At 55.0% G+C, this 20,005-nt stretch carries 19 protein-coding genes, 1 tRNA gene, 1 pseudogene and 1 riboswitch; of the genes and pseudogenes, 11 read left to right on the top strand and 10 right to left on the bottom strand.

Annotated features, from left to right (window positions below):
- Positions 1–101: 101 nt before the first annotated feature.
- On the bottom strand, positions 102–956 hold the full coding sequence (locus AC2FIB_RS12015; RefSeq protein ID WP_496842153.1) for a DUF3800 domain-containing protein: 855 nt from the start codon (positions 954–956) through the stop codon (positions 102–104).
- A 682-nt stretch (positions 957–1,638) separates the two neighbouring features.
- Here AC2FIB_RS12015 and AC2FIB_RS12010 point away from each other — a divergent pair.
- Together AC2FIB_RS12010 and AC2FIB_RS12005 are read left to right on the top strand one after the other, a co-directional pair.
- Entirely contained in the window at positions 1,639–2,844 is a 1,206-nt protein-coding gene (locus tag AC2FIB_RS12010; protein WP_496842152.1) for a DNA cytosine methyltransferase, read from the top strand.
- The gene (locus tag AC2FIB_RS12005) at positions 2,844–3,929 is read left to right on the top strand and encodes a DNA cytosine methyltransferase (protein WP_496842151.1); all 1,086 of its coding nucleotides are present in this window, start codon (positions 2,844–2,846) and stop codon (positions 3,927–3,929) included. Before AC2FIB_RS12010 ends, AC2FIB_RS12005 begins: the two co-directional genes overlap by 1 nt.
- Before the next feature lie 105 nt (positions 3,930–4,034).
- Here the strand turns inward: AC2FIB_RS12005 and AC2FIB_RS12000 are convergent.
- Positions 4,035–4,823, bottom strand: a pseudogene (locus tag AC2FIB_RS12000) (5-methylcytosine restriction system specificity protein McrC); the annotation flags it as partial.
- A 293-nt stretch (positions 4,824–5,116) separates the two neighbouring features.
- Positions 5,117–6,901 (bottom strand): AAA family ATPase, encoded by a 1,785-nt coding sequence (locus AC2FIB_RS11995; protein ID WP_496842150.1) that lies wholly within the window; start codon positions 6,899–6,901, stop codon positions 5,117–5,119.
- A 192-nt stretch (positions 6,902–7,093) separates the two neighbouring features.
- Between AC2FIB_RS11995 and AC2FIB_RS11990 the strand changes: the two genes are divergently transcribed.
- Complete coding sequence (locus AC2FIB_RS11990) at positions 7,094–7,603, top strand: very short patch repair endonuclease (RefSeq protein ID WP_496842149.1); 510 nt, start codon at positions 7,094–7,096, stop codon at positions 7,601–7,603.
- A gap of 353 nt (positions 7,604–7,956) precedes the next feature.
- Here AC2FIB_RS11990 and AC2FIB_RS11985 read toward each other — a convergent pair.
- Positions 7,957–8,032 (bottom strand) — tRNA-Lys (locus tag AC2FIB_RS11985).
- Between the two features lie 211 nt (positions 8,033–8,243).
- Between AC2FIB_RS11985 and dapF the strand changes: the two genes are divergently transcribed.
- Together dapF and mtaB are read left to right on the top strand one after the other, a co-directional pair.
- A complete protein-coding gene (dapF, locus tag AC2FIB_RS11980) occupies positions 8,244–9,086 on the top strand; it encodes a diaminopimelate epimerase (protein ID WP_496842220.1) in 843 nt (280 codons plus the stop codon).
- Entirely contained in the window at positions 9,083–10,339 is a 1,257-nt protein-coding gene (gene mtaB, locus AC2FIB_RS11975) for a tRNA (N(6)-L-threonylcarbamoyladenosine(37)-C(2))-methylthiotransferase MtaB (protein ID WP_496842148.1), read from the top strand. Before dapF ends, mtaB begins: the two co-directional genes overlap by 4 nt.
- Positions 10,340–10,430: 91 nt before the next feature.
- Here the strand turns inward: mtaB and AC2FIB_RS11970 are convergent, their stop codons facing one another.
- The 3 genes from AC2FIB_RS11970 to petA are packed head-to-tail and all read right to left on the bottom strand — an operon-like array spanning position 10,431 to position 13,165.
- Complete coding sequence (locus tag AC2FIB_RS11970; RefSeq protein WP_496842146.1) at positions 10,431–11,216, bottom strand: cytochrome c1; 786 nt, start codon at positions 11,214–11,216, stop codon at positions 10,431–10,433.
- A 17-nt stretch (positions 11,217–11,233) separates the two neighbouring features.
- Complete coding sequence (petB, locus tag AC2FIB_RS11965) at positions 11,234–12,565, bottom strand: cytochrome b (RefSeq protein WP_108860628.1); 1,332 nt, start codon at positions 12,563–12,565, stop codon at positions 11,234–11,236.
- A 15-nt stretch (positions 12,566–12,580) separates the two neighbouring features.
- Positions 12,581–13,165: a ubiquinol-cytochrome c reductase iron-sulfur subunit gene (gene petA, locus AC2FIB_RS11960; RefSeq protein WP_496726165.1), complete on the bottom strand. Its 585-nt coding sequence runs from the start codon at positions 13,163–13,165 to the stop codon at positions 12,581–12,583.
- Positions 13,166–13,655: 490 nt separating this feature from the next.
- Between petA and AC2FIB_RS11955 the strand changes: the two genes are divergently transcribed.
- The gene (locus AC2FIB_RS11955; protein ID WP_496842145.1) at positions 13,656–14,099 is read left to right on the top strand and encodes a c-type cytochrome; all 444 of its coding nucleotides are present in this window, start codon (positions 13,656–13,658) and stop codon (positions 14,097–14,099) included.
- A gap of 52 nt (positions 14,100–14,151) precedes the next feature.
- On the opposite strand, the gene AC2FIB_RS11950 is transcribed toward AC2FIB_RS11955, so the two are convergent.
- Both AC2FIB_RS11950 and AC2FIB_RS11945 read right to left on the bottom strand, forming a co-directional pair.
- A complete protein-coding gene (locus tag AC2FIB_RS11950; protein WP_496842144.1) occupies positions 14,152–14,760 on the bottom strand; it encodes a glutathione S-transferase in 609 nt (202 codons plus the stop codon).
- A 74-nt stretch (positions 14,761–14,834) separates the two neighbouring features.
- A complete protein-coding gene (locus AC2FIB_RS11945; RefSeq protein ID WP_496842143.1) occupies positions 14,835–15,446 on the bottom strand; it encodes an FMN-binding negative transcriptional regulator in 612 nt (203 codons plus the stop codon).
- Between the two features lie 53 nt (positions 15,447–15,499).
- Positions 15,500–15,647, top strand: a riboswitch (FMN riboswitch).
- A gap of 72 nt (positions 15,648–15,719) precedes the next feature.
- On the opposite strand from AC2FIB_RS11945, the gene AC2FIB_RS11940 reads away from it, so the two are divergent.
- The 5 genes from AC2FIB_RS11940 (at position 15,720) to cobO (ending at position 19,638) form a co-directional block, all read left to right on the top strand.
- Positions 15,720–16,160: a 6,7-dimethyl-8-ribityllumazine synthase gene (locus AC2FIB_RS11940; RefSeq protein ID WP_058272775.1), complete on the top strand. Its 441-nt coding sequence runs from the start codon at positions 15,720–15,722 to the stop codon at positions 16,158–16,160.
- Between the two features lie 94 nt (positions 16,161–16,254).
- Complete coding sequence (aroC, locus tag AC2FIB_RS11935; RefSeq protein WP_496842141.1) at positions 16,255–17,355, top strand: chorismate synthase; 1,101 nt, start codon at positions 16,255–16,257, stop codon at positions 17,353–17,355.
- Positions 17,339–18,001 (top strand): HD domain-containing protein, encoded by a 663-nt coding sequence (locus tag AC2FIB_RS11930; protein ID WP_496842140.1) that lies wholly within the window; start codon positions 17,339–17,341, stop codon positions 17,999–18,001. The genes aroC and AC2FIB_RS11930 overlap by 17 nt, the downstream gene beginning before the upstream one ends.
- Positions 18,002–18,045: 44 nt before the next feature.
- On the top strand, positions 18,046–18,981 hold the full coding sequence (locus AC2FIB_RS11925) for a DMT family transporter (protein WP_496842139.1): 936 nt from the start codon (positions 18,046–18,048) through the stop codon (positions 18,979–18,981).
- Between the two features lie 57 nt (positions 18,982–19,038).
- Positions 19,039–19,638 carry a cob(I)yrinic acid a,c-diamide adenosyltransferase gene (gene cobO, locus AC2FIB_RS11920; protein ID WP_496842138.1) on the top strand — a complete coding sequence of 200 codons (600 nt, stop codon included), beginning with the start codon at positions 19,039–19,041 and terminating at the stop codon, positions 19,636–19,638.
- A 34-nt stretch (positions 19,639–19,672) separates the two neighbouring features.
- Here the strand turns inward: cobO and AC2FIB_RS11915 are convergent, their stop codons facing one another.
- A complete protein-coding gene (locus AC2FIB_RS11915) occupies positions 19,673–19,870 on the bottom strand; it encodes a hypothetical protein (protein ID WP_496726176.1) in 198 nt (65 codons plus the stop codon).
- Positions 19,871–20,005 lie beyond the last annotated feature (135 nt).

Raw genomic sequence — 20,005 nt, 5'->3', positions numbered from 1 at the left:
ATCGAAACATACACAATTGTCTAAATTACATCCACGCAACTTGCTGGCTTCAGCGAACCAAACAACATCCGCAAAACCGCGGTGATTAGGTAACCTGTTCGCTAAATTCCATGATGCGCCTTCCAGTTGTGTCTCGGTCGAGCCGCGACCAGAGGTAGCAAATTGTTTACGCCATTCGCATGCGCCCCACCCTGCTCACGTATCGATTTCTGTTTTACCCGAGCCCAGATCTTCTCAAAGCATTGCGCATAAAACTCTTTTGCTGGTTGCGGCCAGGCCCCCCTATAGCCGCCATCTAACTCAAGGAATTTCTTCGCGCAGTAAATAACCAAGTCACTGAGCTGGATCATGGGGTGCTTGCGTGAATCAATCGAGTAGCTGAACTCGACCAACCACTTAACCCGCCTAGTCTTTGGAACTTCAAAGCGCCGGTAGCGGGTCAGCATCGCAATCTGATCTTCAAACATGTCCTTTTCGTCAATTATCGTTATCCCTCGCGCAGTGTGACCCAGGCGGTTCTTAACGTCGTAGTCGATTGCGGTGATGGTGTAGTCGAAGGCAAGTAGATACGGGATGCGTGTGTCGAACATTCCGTGTTCTGTTCCATCTGCGTTAGCCGCCAGCTTTGTTTTGTCGATAGCAATGAAGTGCACCGAGTGCCCGCGGGTTGCCACCAAGTCTAAGAGGTCAAAGGCAAGTTGATTACGCCGTGCGCGGTCGTGACCTAGGAACGGCCCTTCTCCATTGGGACTAAGCAGTTCATGGGAATGCAACTCAAAGTTGGCAGGTACCAAGCCGGGCGTATAATAGTCTTTGACAATGGCCTCGTAGTCTGACGTCGTCTTGACCCAACCTTGATCCTTTACTGACAAACCGCCCAATACAAAAACTGGCTCTTGGGCAGGGTTCAAGTCGGCCCCAGAGCAGCCTGTTTCGTCCAAATAGTAGAAGTGCATTAACGCTGACACCTACAGTAATCGCCGGTTGGCTGATTGTCAGGTGATGCATCGAGAAAAGCAATCATGACTTTCTGTACTGAGAAATAGCCTGTGCACACCAACCAAAGGCCGCTTGTCGCGTAAGTTGCGACGCCAGTCTTTGCAGGTGCTGCAACCCATGTCTCCGAGAGCCTTCGACGCGTTCGAAGATTTCAGATCGTCCCTCGCGCTAAAGAAGTTGGCTACATCAAGCAAACTTAGTTGATGTGGCTGGTGCGATCGCCATGCGTTTTGCGCGCGACAATAGTTGTAGGCCTGTCGAACCTCGCGGTTAAGTCGCAGAGCTTCCACACAGTTGAAGTATGTCAAAGCCTGTTGCTTTTCTTACTTGTCTGTACGAGTCTGCACTTGTGTTGACTTTTAGGTCAAGCGAGCACAAAACGGGAACAAGGTGAGGCCATGGCACGGGAACAGAGACGTCAAATCACAGTCTTGCTGCAGCCTGAAGAGGATCGACGGTTCTCAGCCTACTGCGAAGAGAAAGGCTTCAAGAAGTCCACCTTAATAGCCCGATTAATACGGGATCACCTCGACGAAGAGGGATTTGCAGAACAGACAAGCCTATTCGCTGCGCAGAGCAATAAGCACTAGGCGCTTACGCGGCGGCGACCGGCAGACAAGGGCAAATATCGAGCAAAAAATGAGCAATGAAGACAGAAAATTGGGACGAGAACGCGTCCAAGTAATCGATTTCTTCAGCGGTTGCGGTGGAATGTCCTTTGGTTTCCAAAGAGCAAAGACCCAACACGTTCAGTTCGAAGTGCTCGGCGGTATTGATATCGACCCACATGCGAACGCCACATACGAGCGTATGCTTGGAAAACCAGCACTTCAAAAAGATATTCGGGAACTAACTTCAAAGGATAATCTAAACGATGCGCTTGATAGTTGGGGCTACGATCCTGACCAACCGTTGCTGCTTATCGGCTGCGCGCCTTGTCAGGGATTCAGCTCACATCGAAAGAAAGACAAGCGAATTGATGAGCGGAATGAGCTCTTAACAGCATTTGGCAAAATCGTCAGCACTTTGCAGCCAGAATTAGTGATCATGGAGAACGTGCCTGAGATGCTGCACAAAAAGCACTGGGCGCATTACCAATCCTTTGTAAAACATATAGAAAGTTCTGGCTACCATACCAGAGCGCGGCTGCATAACCTTGCATCCTACGGAGTTCCCCAAGAGCGTTACCGGGCTCTTGTTCTTTCAGCCCGAGAAAAATTCCGTATTGAGATGCCCATGCCGATGCTTCGCCCCAGTGAATTCTCAACTGTTAGGGAGGCCATAGGACATCTACCTCCGCTGGCCGCAGGAGAAACCTGTCCGTCAGATCCAATGCACAAAACCTCGAAGCACCGCGCTTCTACCATCGAGCTGATGAGCATGATCCCCCACGACGGCGGAAGTCGCAGCTCACTTCCGGAAGGAATCGGACCAAAGTGTCACACAAAAGTCGATGGGTTTAGAGATGTATATGGACGGCTGTGGTGGGACCGACCGTCTGTTGCGATTACTGCGAGATGTAGAACACCTTCGTGTGGCCGGTTTGTCCATCCAACCCAAGACCGAGGGCTGTCCATTCGAGAGGCAGCTTTGCTTCAAGGGTTTCCAGAAGACTTCAATTTCGAAGGGCCATTCGATGACAAATACAAGCAAATTGGGAATGCGGTTGCTCCGACTTTCTCAAAGGCGCTTGCTATTCACTGTGACCGGGCTTGGGTTGGCGAGGCCGAGAATAATCCTTCAGACGAGGACATCACTTCGCCAATTGAGAAATCAATCTCCTCTGCTCTAGCAGGAATGAAAAGGCAATTGCGCCTAAGAGAAAAAGAAGCTGAGGCAGCTTGATGACACTAACTTTGGTCGACCTCTTTTGTGGTGCAGGTGGGCTTTCTCTCGGCCTTCAGGAAGCTGGTCTCAAGCCGGTCTTTGCAGCAGATTTTGACGCACACTCTTGTGCTACATACCGAGAGAATATTGGTACGCATATACGTGAGATCGATCTCGCAAGTTTGGCGCCGATGCAACTACTGGAGCTTGTGAATGAGCACTGTCTTGAAGTCGACGTAGTTGCGGGTGGCCCACCGTGTCAGGGTTTTTCAGTTCAAAGGCGTGGACCTCAAAGCGACTCTCGAAATGACCTAGTAAAACGGTTTTGTGATTTCGCTTTAGTGCTGCGCCCCAAAGCTATCGTAATGGAGAACGTACCCACTATTCTTGGTGTTCGTGGCAAGAAGTACTTGAATTACGTTACCGACGAGTGGGAACGAGCGGGTTACAAAATTCACAAAAAGGTCTTGAATGCCGTTTCGTTTGGGGTTCCGCAATACAGGAGACGAGCTTTCATTGTAGGAATCCGGAAGGACTTCGATGGCGGCTTTTCGTTTCCCGAGGCCGATTTACAACCCGACGGCTACCGAACAGTTAGGGACGCAATCGGCGATCTCCCTGAACCACCGGAAAACTATCTGGAGCACCCAAGTTTTAGAAACCACAAGATGGTTGCGGTATCTCAGAAGAATATCGAACGAATTAGCTATGTTCCGGAAGGTGGCGGCCGGTTGGATGTTCCGGAACACCTACAACTGCCTTGCCATCGGAAATCAAACGGCCACAGGCATCTCGACGTGTTTGGCAGGCTTTGGTGGGATCGGCCTTCAGGTACAATCACCGCAATGTTCGATAATTTTACACGCGGTCGCTTTGCTCACCCCGAACGCAACCGAAATATCACAAGTCGAGAAGGCGCAAGGCTTCAGTCCTTTCCTGACAACTTTCATTTCTCAGGCCCCAAGAAGGATGTCGCTAGACAGATTGGGAATGCTGTGCCGCCCAATCTCGCTAAGGCCGTGGGACAGGCTATCATTGACGCGCTGGAGAATAGTAGGTTGTCGTTCAAAGAGACTCAGCAAAGCGCTTTGGCCAGTCTTTAGAAGTATTTCATCGGATATTGCTGCCGCAATTATCGGTGCGCCCTCGGGCGTTGTTCCTACGTGGCGGAGCCCTTCGTAATTCTCAGTCAAGTGAATCAGGATACCTAGTCTGGCCCCGACTCTTCTGACGTAACAAGACATCTGGTACACATCAGCCGCTGCGACACTAGCACCCGGCTTTAGCACCTTATACTTTGCATCTATGACCGCCAATGTCTGACCGTTTAGTTCAACTGTAACATCTGGGTCAATTTTCGGGCCTCCATCCCGGAATAATGAAACACCAAGATTTCGGTATGGGTGAAGTCTTGCTGCCCCGGAGAGCTTAGCCTTGTCCAGCCAATTCGCGACCAATGCAAAAGTGCACTTCTCCCAAAGATCCTCAATGTTGCGAAATCTTGCTAGCCCGTCGGGTAGGCGCTTCACCCATCCTCCCTTTGTGAAATTCTCCTCCAATACGGCAATACAGCAGGAGATCAGCGCGATATGCTCAGAAAGTTGCAATGCTGAGTACTTTGATAAAAGCGATCTTGCAGCGGACAGAGCATCTTCTACCGCTTCGAAAGGCTCAAGAACTTCCAATGCTGCGGTCAAAACTTGTGCATCTGCGAGTATTTGATGATCGACGCCTTTGAGTTCAGGAAGCAGCTCGACGGCAGCCATAACGACCCTAACGTAGTCGGAATCCTGTACCTGTATCGGTCTCGAAGCGACTACTTGGTGCTTAATGCCACGAGCAGAAAGCCTTCTTATGGTGTCGTTGATCTCCAATTTGCCACGAGGAAACGAAGTAGTCTTCTTCTCCTTCGCGTAGCTCCAAGGAACACCAATTGAAATACTGTCATTTAAGGCGCTGAGAAACTCGCTTGCGGGATTATCTCCAACAACGCCCATTATTGAACCGATTTCAATGACATTCGAAACAGTCTTCTGACTTGCCGACAGCGCCAGTTGGTCCATTGCATCTAGTATGGCAGGTGCTTTGGCCACTATCCTCAATTTCGCTCCCGGAAGTGTTAGCGTGCCAACATGATTTCCCGGTGTAACGATAACCCCCAAAGAACTCTTGGAGAACTTCACTGCGCCTTGGGCAGCAAGTGATTTCATAGGTTGATCGAGACCGGCCTCACGCCACACCTCAAGAGAAATGAACTCGGGATTACCTCTTTCTGTTAAACAGACTTCCATCAGCTTGCGCCGCTATCGCTTTCTTCTACGTTAGATCGTTGAGTTTCCATGGACGAGGCAACTTCCGCGGAAATAGGGATATCCGATCCTACGGTTTCTTTGTTCGAAAATGGGAATGAATCATGGGCATTTAAGTACTGCTCGCGAGTTCTCCCTAAGGGGTCCGATAGCAATGGAATAACGGTTCCTTCCCAAATTTCTCGGAGCGACTGAGAACTGGTAGCATCGGAAAAAACCCCATGGCCGAATGGTAAATCTTCAAGGTGTTGCTCAAACCAATAGGCCAAGTCATCTAGAAGTGCGGATTCAAGCTTTCCAGACAGCATTTGGCGCAGTGCAGCACTGGATGACGGGACGTTGAAGCGATGCATTCGTCTGCTAACCGCATCGTCTAGTGTAAGTGCTGAACGATCTCTAGGATTGAGTGTCGCCAAGACGACAAGGTTGGGGGCAATTGTCGTTTCGTTTTGCGAAATTGTGAGAGTGAATTTTCGATTCCGATGCTCAATGTAAGTCAAAAGCTCTCCAAGCACTGCGTGCGCATTGGCCCGGGTGAACTCTTCGATCAGTAGAACGTAGATTCGACCTTGGTCCTCAAGGGCACGTTCATTGATCACTCGCAGTGTTTTTTCCCTTAGCTCGAAACCTTGACCGTCCGGTTTAGGAACAAAGCCCTCAACAAAATCTTCGTACGTAGTGCTCTCGTGAAACTGGATTTCCTTCTTTCGCGAAGGGTCACCATCTGAGAGTTGGTCCGCGATAATTCGAGCCAACCTCGTTTTGCCTGTCCCCGGTATTCCAGCAAGCGTTAGAATCTTTCGCTTTCCGTGCGTTCTAACCGCCGAAAGAACTTCCTCAACAACTTTTTGGTCGCCGTCGGCAACTACTGGTCTCTGGGCGGTCTCAACAGGGGCCATCAAGTAAGCGATGTACTTTGATCTATCCGTCAGAGCTTCAATTGGGACCTGCGGAGCAACTTCTCCAAGAAGGTCATCCAAAATTGAAATCGAATCAGATGGCAGGGTTCGAAACCCTTCTCCGTCGGCCTCTGATGGAATCAAAATACCCCCCAGCCCAGCTCGATTAAACCAGGGCGTGATATGCCTCGGGTCTTCTGTAAGCACTGCGCTTCCGAGTTCGCTCAGCAGCGTTGTGTCGCTGTACCCGTCACTGTGTCGGTCGCGAAAGTTGGCGATATGCTGGATGGCGTCATCCAACTCATTCTCGTAATGGATATGCCCCAGCACTCTATTTATATCCTGCCAATGCAGACGATTTCCTAGCATTCGGAAAGCCTTCCAAATTGCACGGAGTGGACGAAGGTCAGAATTTGTAGGCACTCCAGTAGCGGGATTTCCAGACCTATCCGGTTTTGCCAAAAGTACTCGGTTGGCGACAGCCGACCCCAATCGCCCTATGCGGTGATTGGCGTTCTCCAGCGCATCGGCAACTTGATCTACTCCATCTACGATGGCTCGACCAAACCGGGTTGCACTAACCCTTCCGTCTTCATTTACGGTCAAAAGACCCATTTCTTCGAAGGCTGTTTTCCAAGTTCTGAGCCTCTGGTCTGAAATTTCCGGATTTGGTGATTGGCCACCCGTAGATCGGGCGGAGAATCGAGTGACTGCTAGCCTCAACGCAGCGCGCGTCGATGCATAACTATCATCTCTGAAACTGGTGCCATCTGCCTTCAGTATTGCCCAAAGGTAATGCGGTGCTGTGACTTCAGGGATCGAAAGATCTACATCAGGGCTCTCATGATTGGAGATTGGCCAAGGCATTGGAACTCCGCTTCTTTTTCATACGGCGATATAGTCAAATTTCCGAAGACACTACCTGAGCCAACGACACCAATCCAGAGCTTTGCAGATTGGAGAATCTACTCCGCGCAGTTTACGAAATGCTGGTCAAGCCAAGTCACACTAAAGGTCATGTCCTTCTGGATTGCTTGACTGCGTCGCCCGTGATCCAATTTGCGAAGCAGACAAAGCCATGGTTTCAAACTGGCCGACAGATTCGATAAACCTAAGCGCTCCGCCATTATGGCAAACATCAAGAGCCAGAATTCACGTCCAGAACTAGTTTTGAGGCGCGCATTACATTCCCGCGGATTTCGTTACAGGGTCCATGTACAGAAGCTTCCCGGGTGCCCAGATTTATGGATGGCGAAATACCAAGCAGCAATATTCGTGCACGGCTGTTTCTGGCACCGACATCAAGGCTGTCGATACACAACCATGCCTAAAACGAGACAAGACTTTTGGCGTAACAAATTCCAAGCAAACCTTAACCGCGACCTAAGGGTCACTACTGAGTTGTTAGAGTTTGGTCTCAGAGTTGCAGTTGTGTGGTCGTGTGGTTTGCGAAGAACTGATCTTGCCGGAGCAACGACTGAGTCTCTGATTGACTGGCTGCAAGGTAGCAAATGCAAATTTGAAGTTGGCGAAGCGGAAGCCATGGTCAATTTGCAAGGCGTCCGATAGCAAAGCATGGGATGTTTGCTGTGGCTTGGCTGGCAACTGCGAACCCTGCTTGTCTGCACATCCCATCCTTTGCGTATGAAACACAACTGCATAGTAGCAAAGGCGACATCCATGAGTAAGGCAGAGCAATCACTTTGATGCACTTGAACGGTTAGCACCGAGAAGAAACCAACGCCACTTTAGCCGTTTGTACTAATGCAATAGCTTCCCGGCCCAACCAAAGTTGCTCACTACACATACGGGAAGTGGGCTTGGAAGCACTACCATTGGGCCCCAGTTGGGTCAGAAAGAAATGCAAACGGCTGCTCTAAGCCGTGTACTGCACTTAACAGCATGAAATAGTTAGAAAACAGTGGTGAGCCGTGCAGGATTCGAACCTGCGACCCACTGATTAAAAGTCAGTTGCTCTACCAACTGAGCTAACGGCCCACTCTTTTGCTGGATCTTGTTGATCCGTGGCGCTCTTTAAGTCTTTTTCCCGACCGGGTTCAAGACCTTATTTGCACCTCGTTTCGCCAGATTAATCAGTATTTCCGGCGACCCGATAGGCGGCCTAATTAGGCAGGTGGCGCTGGGGGGTCAACCCCCTTTTTAAAGGAATCTGCGCCGCAGGGTGGATTCCTTTCAGGCGCAGGGTTATATGCGCGCCATGCAAGGATTACAGAACACTGGTTTGCCCTTCATGAAGATGCACGGGCTGGGCAATGACTTTGTCATTGTGGACGCGCGCGCGTCTGCAACGCGGATTAGCCCGGCACTTGCGCAGGGAATCGGGCATCGTCAATTCGGCGTAGGTTTCGATCAGCTTGCCGTGATCGAAAACGGCAGGTCGGATGCGCATCTGGTGTTCTACAATTCAGATGGATCTACGTCGGCAGCATGTGGAAATGCCACCCGTTGCATCGCCCGTTTCCTGATGGAGGAATCGGATAGATCCGACCTAACACTGACGACCGAACGCGGCACCCTTTACGCCAAGGACGCCGGGGACGGCCTGACCTCAGTGAATATGGGACACCCCCAACTAAACTGGAACGAGGTTCCGTTGTCTGAGGAGGTCGACACGCTGGAACTGCCCATCGAGGGAGCGCCGACGGCCACCGGGATGGGCAATCCGCATTGCACCTTTTTTGTCGACGATGCCGAGGCTATCCCTCTGACCGAGTTCGGTTCGCGTTACGAGCACCATCCACTCTATCCTGAGCGTACGAATGTCCAAGTGGCACAAATCATTGGATCGGACCACATCCGCATGCGCGTGTGGGAGCGTGGCGTGGGCATCACCCTGGCTTCGGGATCATCCTCATGCGCCACAGCCGTTGCTGCTGCGCGTCGCGGCCTGACCGGGCGCAAAGTACAAATTGAACTGGACGGCGGGACGATCTGGATCGACTGGCGCGACGATGGCGTCTGGATGACCGGACCAACCCGCCACGTCTTCTCGGGCACGTTGACACCGGAATTTCTGGAATCACTGGAATGAGCGCGCCGAAGTTCACCACCCTGGGCTGCCGCCTGAACGCCTATGAGACTGAGGCGATGAAAGAGCTGTCAGCGCAAGCCGGGCTCACTGACGCGGTGATCGTGAACACCTGCGCCGTCACGGCAGAAGCGGTGCGCAAAGCCCGGCAAGAAATTCGCAAGCTGCGGCGGGAAAACCCTGACGCGCGGCTGATCGTGACAGGCTGCGCGGCCCAGACCGAGCCTGACACCTTTGCCCAAATGGATGAGGTCGACGCGGTCATTGGCAATACCGAAAAAATGCAGCCCGAGACCTGGAAAGGCATGGCAGCGGACTTTATCGGCCAGACCGAGGCCGTGCAGGTCGATGACATCATGTCCGTCACCGAAACCGCAGGCCACCTGATTGACGGTTTTGGCACCCGCTCACGCGCCTATGTTCAGGTTCAGAACGGCTGTGACCATCGCTGCACTTTCTGCATTATCCCCTATGGCCGCGGGAACTCGCGCAGCGTCCCTGCCGGCGTTGTCGTGGATCAGATCAAGCGGTTAGTGGATCGGGGCTATAACGAGGTTGTACTGACCGGCGTTGACCTGACCTCATGGGGCGCCGACCTGCCTGCGCAGCCCAAGCTGGGCGATCTGGTCATGCGTATCCTCAAACTGGTGCCCGACTTGCCACGCCTGCGGATCAGTTCAATCGACTCGATTGAAGTGGATGAGAACCTGATGCAGGCCATCGCGACCGAACCGCGCCTGATGCCGCATCTGCACCTGTCCCTGCAACATGGCGACGATCTGATCCTGAAACGGATGAAACGCCGCCATCTGCGCGATGACGCCATCCGGTTCACCGAAGAAGCCCGCAAGCTGCGCCCCGAAATGACCTTTGGCGCCGATGTCATCGCTGGCTTCCCGACCGAAACGGATGATCATTTCGAAAACTCGCTGAAACTTGTGACAGATTGCGATCTGACCTGGTTGCACGTTTTTCCCTATTCCAAGCGCGAAGGCACCCCGGCCGCCCGCATTCCGCAGCAGGTGAATGGGAACATCATCAAGGACCGTGCCGCCCGCCTGCGCGCGGCCGGTGAGGCGCAGGTCACACAGCATCTGCAAGCCCAAATCGGCAAAACTCATCACATCCTGATGGAAAACCCGCATATGGGCCGCACCGAACAATTCACCGAGGTCGCTTTTGAGGCACCACAGCCCGAAGGGCAAATCGTGAAGGCAACAATCACAAGCGCCACCGGCACGCAGCTACAAGCCTGATCCGGCCTTCATCTGACCCCTGCCCGATTGCAACAAAAAAAACCCCCGCAGCCGGTGGCGCGGGGGTTCAAACATTGTGGGGCTGTGAAACTCAGCCTCGTTTCTTGCCTTTCACGCCTGCCCACAGGCGCTTGTTCACAAGGTACAGAAGCACCGACAACAGCGACAGGAACAGCACGCCGACGAAGCCCGAGTACTTGCGCTCCATCATTTTTGGCTCGGCAGTCCACATCAGGAAGGCTGCGATGTCTTCGGACAAGGCTTCAACCGTGGCGGGGTGAGCATCGGCGAACTCGACCTGATCTTCGGACAGCGGCGGTGCCATCGAGATCCAGCCTCCGGGGAAGGCTTTGTTCTCATACAGGATGGTGCCTGCTTCTTCTTTCTCTTCACCGGTATAGCCGTCCAGCAGCGAGGCGATGTATTCAGCGCCACCCATGCCTTTGAAGAACTGGTTGATCCCCAGACCATAAGGCCCGTGGAACCCGGCGCGGGCCTTGGCCATCAGGCTCAGGTCCGGTGCGCCAACACCGTCATTGACCGGGAAGTGGTCGGTCGGGATTGCCGGACGGAAATCGTCCAGCTCGGGATCGAACACTTCGAAGTTGTCTGCCGAATAGGCGATGACTTCTTCTTCCGAATAGCCCAGCGCTTCGAGATCACGCAGAGGCACATAGCGCAGGCCGTGGCAGGCTGCACAGACCTCGGTATAGATCTGAAGGCCGCGCTGCAGCTGGTTTTGATCCCAGGTGCCAAAGGGGCCTTCAAACGAGAAGTGGAAGTCTTCGATGTGCTGCTCGCCCCCACCTGCTGCGAATGACGCAGCAGGGGTAAGGGCCAAAGCAAACGCGGCACCGATTGCAAGTTTCTTGAACATGTTTCCGGTCCCTCTTCTTACTCGGCCGGCGTGGCGTCAGCGTCAGCCTTGCCATAATGCGCGTTGAAGTCTTCTTCGATGGTCTCTGGCTGTGGCAGCGGTTTTTCGATGACACCCAGGATCGGCAGGATCACGAAGAAATAGGCGAACCAGTAGGCGGACGCGATCAGCGAGAAGGTCGCATAGGGCTCTTCCGCGGGCATCGCACCCAGCCACATCAGGGCAAAGAAGTCGATGATCAGCAGGTAGAACCACCATTTGAACATCGGGCGGTATTTGCCCGAACGCACGGTCGACGTGTCCAGCCAGGGCGCCAGCGCCATTGCCAGGATCGCACCGAACATCGCAATCACACCAAAGAACTTGGCGTCAACGATGCCACCGGTGATGAAACTGGCAAATTGTACAACCCAGACCTCACCGGTGAAGGCGCGCAAGATCGCGTAGAATGGCAGGAAGTACCATTCGGGAACGATGTGTGCAGGCGTTACCAGCGGGTTGGCTTCGATGTAGTTGTCCGGGTGGCCCAGATAGTTCGGCATGTAGCCGACGATGGCCCAGAACACGACCAGGATCACGGCCAGAGCGAACAGGTCCTTGATCACGAAGTACGGCCAGAATGGCAGCGTGTCTTTCTCGGCATCGGCTTTCGACGTGCGGCGAACTTCAACACCTGTGGGGTTGTTGTTGCCGGTGGTGTGGAAGGCCCAGATATGCACGATGACCAGAGCCGCGATAACGAACGGCAGCAGATAGTGCAGCGAGAAGAAGCGGTTCAGCGTGGCATTGTCCACCGCGGGTCCGCCCAGCAGCCAGGTCTGGATCGCGTCACCCACAAACGGGATCGCGCCAAATAGGCCGGTGATCACGGTCGCACCCCAGAAGGACATCTGACCCCAGGGCAGAACATAGCCCATGAAGGCAGTACCCATCATCATCAGATAGATAAGCATACCGATGATCCACGTGATCTCACGCGGGGCTTTGTACGAACCGTAGAAAAGGCCGCGGAAGATGTGGATGTAAACCGCAACAAAGAACAGCGACGCGCCGTTCATGTGAATGTAGCGCAGCATATAGCCGCCATTCACGTTGCGCATGATGTGCTCGATGCTGGCGAAGGCCAGATCGACATGCGGGGTGTAGTGCATCACCAGAACGATACCGGTGACAATCTGCAACGCCAGGCAGAACGCCAGGACGATGCCCCAGATCCACCACCAGTTCAGGTTCTTGGGGGTGGGTATCATGATGGTGTCGTAAATCAGGCCGACGATGGGCAAGCGGCTGTTCAGCCACTTCTCGCCGTTTGTCTTCGGCTCGTAATGATCGTGGGGAATTCCGGACATAAGTTTGGGTCTCCCTTAGCCGAGTTTGATGGTGCTGGCGTCGGTCCACTCTGCAGGCGGAACGGGCAGGTTTTCAGGCGCGGGGCCCTTACGGATACGTCCGGCCAGATCGTAGTGCGATCCGTGGCAGGGGCAAAACCAGCCACCAAAGTCGCCAGCATCGCCCAGCGGCACGCAGCCAAGGTGCGTACATACGCCCATCTGAACGATCCAAGCGCCCGGTGCTTCGCCCTCAGGCGACGGCATCACGCGGTTGGCGTCGGTTGCCGGAGCATCCGCGTTCAGGTTGAAGTTGCGGGCCAGCGGATCAGGCAGTGCGTCGACGCCGTCGGCGTCCTGTTCCTGTGCTTCTTGAATTTCGGCACCTGTGCGGTGGCGAACAAACACCGGTTTACCCAGCCATTTCACGGTCAGCTGCGTACCGGGTTCAACGCCGCTCACATCCACGCGGATCGAGGACAGCGCCTGAACGTCTGCCGAAGGGTTCATTTGATTGATCAGGGGCCATACGGCTGCACCCGTCGCGACGACACCTGCGCCGCCTGCGACGTAGTAGAGGAAATCTCTGCGGGTGCCTTCGTGGTCTTCTGCGTGGGACACGAGGTTTTCTCCGATTCCGGCGCCCGGGGGTAACCCGAGCAAACATGCATCAGCACCGCATCAAAGCGGCGTCTCATCGCGGCTATCTAGCCGGGAGAAATCGGTTCGTCCAGCGGTCATAGGCGCGCAGTGCACCGTATCTGGGCTTTCATGTCACAACGAAGGGCAAAATTTTCAAGTTCTCGGCGCATTTATGCGAAGAAATCTGCCAACCGCCGCTGATCAATTCCAATGTGATTCGCTCGGGGTACGCATACCCAAGTTCTGTCGACCTGTTCCAGTCCCGGACGATTCATCGGGTGCAGATTTGCGAAATCCTGCCCTTGTTTTGCCACTCAGGTCTTATTGTGCAACAGGTCCGCAACGGCAGATAAATTGAGTAGAAAATACATATTTTACAACGACCTAGCTACGGTTTTTTTTCGATTGCACTTTTGTTGGGAATCGACGATGGCCCTGAAGATATCCGAACCACTTTAGGACGTTCTCTATGTCAAAGCTCTTTGCACCCGTACTGACATTCGTGCTGACTATGTCATCTCAGGCTGCCGCGGCCGGTGATCCGGCGAAAGGCGAAAAACTCTACAATCGCTGCTCTTCTTGCCACGCAATCATCAAAGATGGCCAAGTTCTGGTCAAAGGCGGCATCACTGGCCCGAATCTTTACGGAGTCGTCGGTCGCGTCGCAGGAACCGAGTCAGATTACCTGAACGGAAGCGAACGTTTGCCCATCGGAATGTTCACCGACGACATGATCCGCGCCGGTCAGAAAGGGCTGGTCTGGACACAAGAGAATATCGCCACGTATTCCAAAAACCCGATCGCATTTATCCAGGAATATCTGGATGATGAAACCGCGCGCCCAAACATGAGCGTCAAACTGAAAAAGGGCGCCGATGACATCGCGGCCTATCTGGCGACGTTCAACGAATGATGTCTGTCGCTGGTCGTTCTGCCATCAGAGCGACCAGCGCATTGATCCCCGATCAGGCCGGCGGTTGCGTTGCGACCATGCTGGGACGCTCGGCGAACTTCTCGTACCAAGCGGCCAGCGCGTCATTTCCCTTGCGCCACCCGCGCGCATCGTGGCGGAAATCGACGTAGCCCAGCGCGCAGGCCACCGCGACCTGCCCCATATCCAACGATCCGGACAGATGCGCCATCCACCGCTGGTTCAACGCGGCGCAGGCGCGTTCTATCTTGTCCCATTGCGCATCGGCCCAGCCCTCCCACTGCTTGTCTTCGGGCCGCATCCGAGCCTCATAGGTGATCAGCAACGCCGCATCCAGAATACCATCCGCCAGCGCCTCAAGCGTCAGCACATCCCAATGCCGGGCACCGTCCTGATAAAGACCGGCCTGCCCGCGCGCGTCCAGAAACGCACAGATAACACGGCTGTCGAACAGGGTCGGCCCATCGGGGCGCTCTAACGCGGGCACCTTTGTCAGCGGGGCCTTGGCCAATAGCGGCTCGGCCGGGGACATTGGCGTTGTTGCAACATTCAGCAGTTCGACATGCTGCAACTGGTCTGTTTCATGCAACAAAACCATGACTTTGCGGACATAGGGCGAAGTGGGGCTGAAATAGAGTTTCATAAGAGATCTCCCTGAATTGCCGGAACTCTACATCACCCAATGCAAAACAAAACCCGTCAATTGGTGCGCCAACCTCACCCTCTCATCAACTTTTGCAGAGCATCAAGCTCGGACCCGATCCCGCCGTTGGCGATATGTTCTGACGCGCTCAGGCGGGCTGCATCGGGCTTGTTCTGGTTTAGCTTCCAGGTGCCTTGAATGTCGTCAATGCGAAACCGAAACGGCACGATCATGCGCATCATCTTATTCAACGCGTCCTTGCTCATCTTGCCGGTAGTCCAAGGCGGTTTGGGCAGCAAGCGTGCCTCATAAAAGGCGGACTGGCGGTCCAACAGGTTCAGCAACTCTTCTTGCGGGCGCTGTTCTAATTGACCGATCAGATGCACAGCGACATAGTTCCATGTCGGAACCTGATCGGCGATCCCGTACCAATCCGGAGATACATATCCGTCTGGTCCGGTGACGGCGATTCTTGCCGGTTTAGGCTCTTTCAGCATTCGGACGATCGGGTTGGATCTGACAAGATGCAGCTCGGCCAGCGCGCCATCCTCAGACAGCAGAAACGGCACGTGGCTAATCAACGGCGCTTCATCCGTCGACACCGCAAGAACCCCGAACGCGCGGTCACGCGCAAAGGTAACGTGGCGCTCGGTCTCTCCTGCGCGGAAGGCTGGAGTGGGGTGCATGGCTATCCTCCTGCAAAATCTCTTGCAGAACCCTTCGTACATTGGCAAGGTCCGGCTGTTCTCAGGGCGGGGCGAAATTCCCCACCGGCGGTATGCGGGTGATGATCCGTAAGCCCGCGAGCGGCCCCGGTGTGCGGGGTGTCAGCAGATCTGGTGAGATGCCAGAGCCGACGGTTAAAGTCCGGATGAAAGAGAACGTGCAGCGCGTCGGCCCTGGCTTGCGCCTGCCCGTGATCGCCTTGGGTGACGTGTCTGTTGCGAAAGGAGATCATGATGACACACACCCGCTATGCTTTTGTGAAAGCCAACTGGCATTCCGATATCGTTGACCAGGCTCTCGAAGGGTTTCTGGAGCTTGTCCCCGCCGAACAGGTTGACGTTTTCGACGTCCCCGGCGCATTCGAAATGCCGCTGCTGGCCCGCGATCTGGCCCAAACCGGGCGCTATGCCGCGGTCGCCTGCGCGGCGTTTGTCGTGGATGGCGGCATATACCGGCACGATTTCGTCGCGCAAGCCGTAGTCGATGGGCTGATGCGCGCCAGTATGGACACCGGTGTTCCGGTACTGTCAGTCTCGCTGACGCCGCACCAGTATCAGGAAACCGATCACCACAATGCCATCTACCGCGCGCATTTTGTCGAAAAGGGTCGCGAGGCTGCGCAGGCGGCCCTGAAGATCACCCAAACCCGTGCGTCGTTGACCCGTGCCGCATAGGCACAGCTGGTTGGGGTTCCCCTGCCCCAACCGCAAATCCGCTTGAGGCCAAGAGCCTCGCCCGCTAATCACGACGCGCAAAGGAGCATGCCCCATGTCGATGAACAGTTTTGGCCACCTTTTCCGCGTCACCACCTGGGGTGAAAGCCACGGGCCCGCATTGGGTGCGACCGTCGATGGCTGCCCTCCGGGTGTTACGATCGACGAGGCGATGATTCAGCAATGGCTGGACAAGCGCAAACCGGGTCAGAACAAGTTCACCACCCAGCGGCGCGAGCCAGATCAGGTCAAAATTCTGTCGGGCGTGTTCGAAGGGCAAACCACGGGCACACCGGTGCAGCTGATGATCGAGAACACAGATCAGCGCTCGAAAGACTACGGGGATATCATGGACAAGTTCCGTCCCGGGCACGCCGATATCACCTACTGGCAGAAATACGGCATCCGCGATTATCGCGGCGGCGGGCGCAGCTCGGCCCGTGAAACTGCGTCGCGTGTGGCCGCAGGCGGGCTTGCGCGTGAAGCGATCAGGCAAATCGCGCCCAATGTGCAGATTACCGGATACATGACCCAGATCGGCCCGCACAAGATTGACCGGGGCAATTTCGACTGGTCCCAGGTCGAACAGAACCCGTTCTGGACCCCGGACGCACAAGCCGCCGAAGACTGGGCCAACTATCTGGACGAATTGCGCAAGTCCGGGAACTCGGTTGGTGCGATTGTCGAGGTTGTGGCTCGCGGTGTCCCCGCAGGCATCGGCGCGCCGGTTTACGCCAAGTTAGACACTGATTTGGCCGCTGCGATGATGTCCATCAACGCCGTCAAAGGTGTCGAGATTGGCGAAGGCATGGCCGCCGCCGAACTGACGGGCGAAGCCAATGCGGACGAGATTTTCATGGGCCAGAACGGCCCGCAATACAGCTCGAACCACGCGGGCGGTATCTTGGGCGGTATCTCGACTGGACAAGACGTTGTTGTGCGGTTTGCTGTCAAGCCTACCTCATCCATTCTGACCACGCGCAAAACCATCACCAAATCCGGTGAAGAGACCGAGATCATCACCAAAGGCCGTCACGACCCCTGCGTAGGCATCCGCGCCGTTCCGGTGGGTGAGGCGATGATGGCTTGCGTGATCCTCGACCACCTGCTGCTGCATCGCGGCCAGATCGGAGAGAACCGTGGACGGATCGGCTGATCTGCGCACGCGCCTGCGGGCCGTCGTTGCGCAGCGTATGGAAACCGACCCGGCGCATGATCTGGCCCATCTGGACCGGGTCTGGGTAAACGCGCAGGCCATTGCAAACGACCAGACCGACATGCCGGTGCTGCTGGCCGCCGCTTATCTGCATGATCTGGTAAATTTGTCCAAGGACGACCCAGACCGCCATTTGGCATCGCGCCGATCGGCCGAAGAATCAGAGTCTATTTTGGTAAACTTAGGCTATTCTGCAGGTCAGATCCACGCAATCAAACATGCTATCGAGGCACATAGTTTTTCGGCCAACATCACGCCGGAAACGCTCGAAGCCTGCATTCTGCGCGATGCCGACAGGCTGGACGCGCTGGGCGCGATTGGAGTTGCCCGGAATTTCTCGGTTTCCGGTGCTTTGGGACGGTCGCTTTATGATCCGGCAGATCCCTTTGCTGCCAACCGCCCGCTGGACGACCTGCATTTTTCAATCGACCACTGGAAGGTCAAACTACTGGGCCTTCCTGGCGATATGCTGACCGAGGGTGGCAAAGAGATCGCACAGCGCAGAATCACACGCATGATCCGCTTTCTGGAAGAGTTCGCGCAAGAGATCGGCAGCCCACTGCCGACCGATTGGACCAATCTGTAAACAACGCGTTGATCTTTCCCGACCAAAAGCGCAGGTTCGCGCCGATGGCAAAACCCTTAACATCGCATCGACCTTTGCTGGCCGTCGCTCTGAAAACGAGCGCGGTGTTTTTGTTCACGGTCATGGCGGCAATAGTCAAAGCGCAGTCCGATCACTTCCCTCCTGGCGAGATGGTGTTTTTCCGATCCCTTTTTGCCATTCCGGTGATTGTCATCTGGCTGATGGCGCGCGGAGAATTGGCGCAAGGGTTCAAAGCCCGCAAACCCTCGGGTCATTTCTGGCGCGGCGTGTTGGGCACCACGGCGATGGGGCTTACATTTACCGGCCTTGGCTTGATCCCGCTGCCCGAAGCGACGGCGATTGGCTATGCCACCCCGATTTTCACCCTGATCCTTGCCGCGGTGATGTTAGGCGAACGCATCCGTAAGATCAGAATCGCGGCCGTGTCCATCGGGCTTTTGGGTGTCCTGATCATGATCTGGCCCAGACTGGGCGGCAACAACATGGAAGCTGCTGCCACCTTCGGCGCATTGTGTATTCTGGGTGCGACCGTTGCCCGGGCCTTTGTGCAGATCCACATCCGGCAGTTGGTGCAGGTCGACCATCCGGCGGCGATAGTGTTCTATTTTTCGATGACAGCGACCATCCTGTCCGGGCTGACTTTCTTTTGGGGATGGGTCATGCCCACATGGGAGCAGGCAGGCTTTTTGATTCTGGCTGGTCTGATCGGAGGTGTTGCGCAGATTCTGGTGACTTCGTCCTATCGGTTTGGGCAGGCTTCGATGCTGGCGCCCTATGATTACACCTCGATGCTGTTTGCCATCGTCATTGGCTATGTCTGGTTCAGTGAACTGCCTACGCTGGTCATGCTGGCCGGAGCGGCGCTGGTGATTGTCGGTAACGTCGTGGTGATCTGGCGCGAACATCAACTAGGCTTGGAGCGCGCAAAGGCGCGCGCGGTCACGGATCCCAAAGCCTGACCTTTACCTTTGCAGAACTTCCCCTAGGGTGTGCCCAACAGAAGATGAGGGTTTCCTATGAGCGACGCAGAAGACCACAAGGAAAAGATGCAGAAGGTGCAGGCCCAGCACCGCAAGAAAGTGTCCGAGGCCGTTGATCCGGACCGCGGGCTGGTGCTGATCAACACTGGCAAGGGTAAAGGAAAGTCTTCGGCCGCGTTCGGGGTCGTGATCCGCGCGCTGGGTTGGGGTCAGAAGGTCGGCGTTGTTCAATTCATCAAAGGCAAGTGGAAAACCGGCGAACGTCGCTTTTTCGAAGAACGCGAACTGGTGACCTGGCACACAATGGGCGAGGGTTTCACTTGGGATACCCAGGACCGCGAACGCGACATTGCTGCCGCAAACGCCGCCTTTGACAAGGCACGCGCCCTCATGTCCAGCGGTGACTACGATCTAGTCGTTTTGGACGAGATCAACATTGCGCTTCGGTACGAATACCTGTCGGTTGAACAGGTGATCGATGGGCTGAAAGAACGGTCTGACAAGACCAGTGTTTTCCTAACGGGCCGGGATGCACCGCAGGCGCTGCGCGATTATGCCGATCTGGTCACAGAGATGACCGAGGAAAAGCATCCGTTTCAGGCCGGAATCAAAGCCCAGCGCGGGGTGGATTTCTGAACATCAGAGTCTAAACAGCCCCCCTCAGGGGCTGTTACGCAGGCGGGTTTTCGTTGAGAAACCTGACCGATCCGCGTCGGCAGGCGGCGCTGTCCGGCAAAGGTTGTGCAGCCCCGTCGCCCTGGGCTGACTTGGGTTTATCGACATAGGCGCAATAATCGTCGTCACAGCAACATCCGCAAGCGGTGGCCGCTTCGTGCCGTGCCATGATTTCGTCAAGTGAGTCACCCATCGTCATTTCCTGTTGCGCGTGTCGTTTCCGAGGCGGTGGCGCGCTCTCACCAGGCTATACGCTAAGCCCGCAGACCGCCTCGAAACCCCGTGCTGGATGTTAGCACATCTGGCCTTAATCTTTATCTGATTATTT

It is taken from the genome of Ruegeria sp. YTSA072 (assembly GCF_059610285.1).
This window is presented reverse-complemented; position numbering and strand designations above follow the sequence as displayed.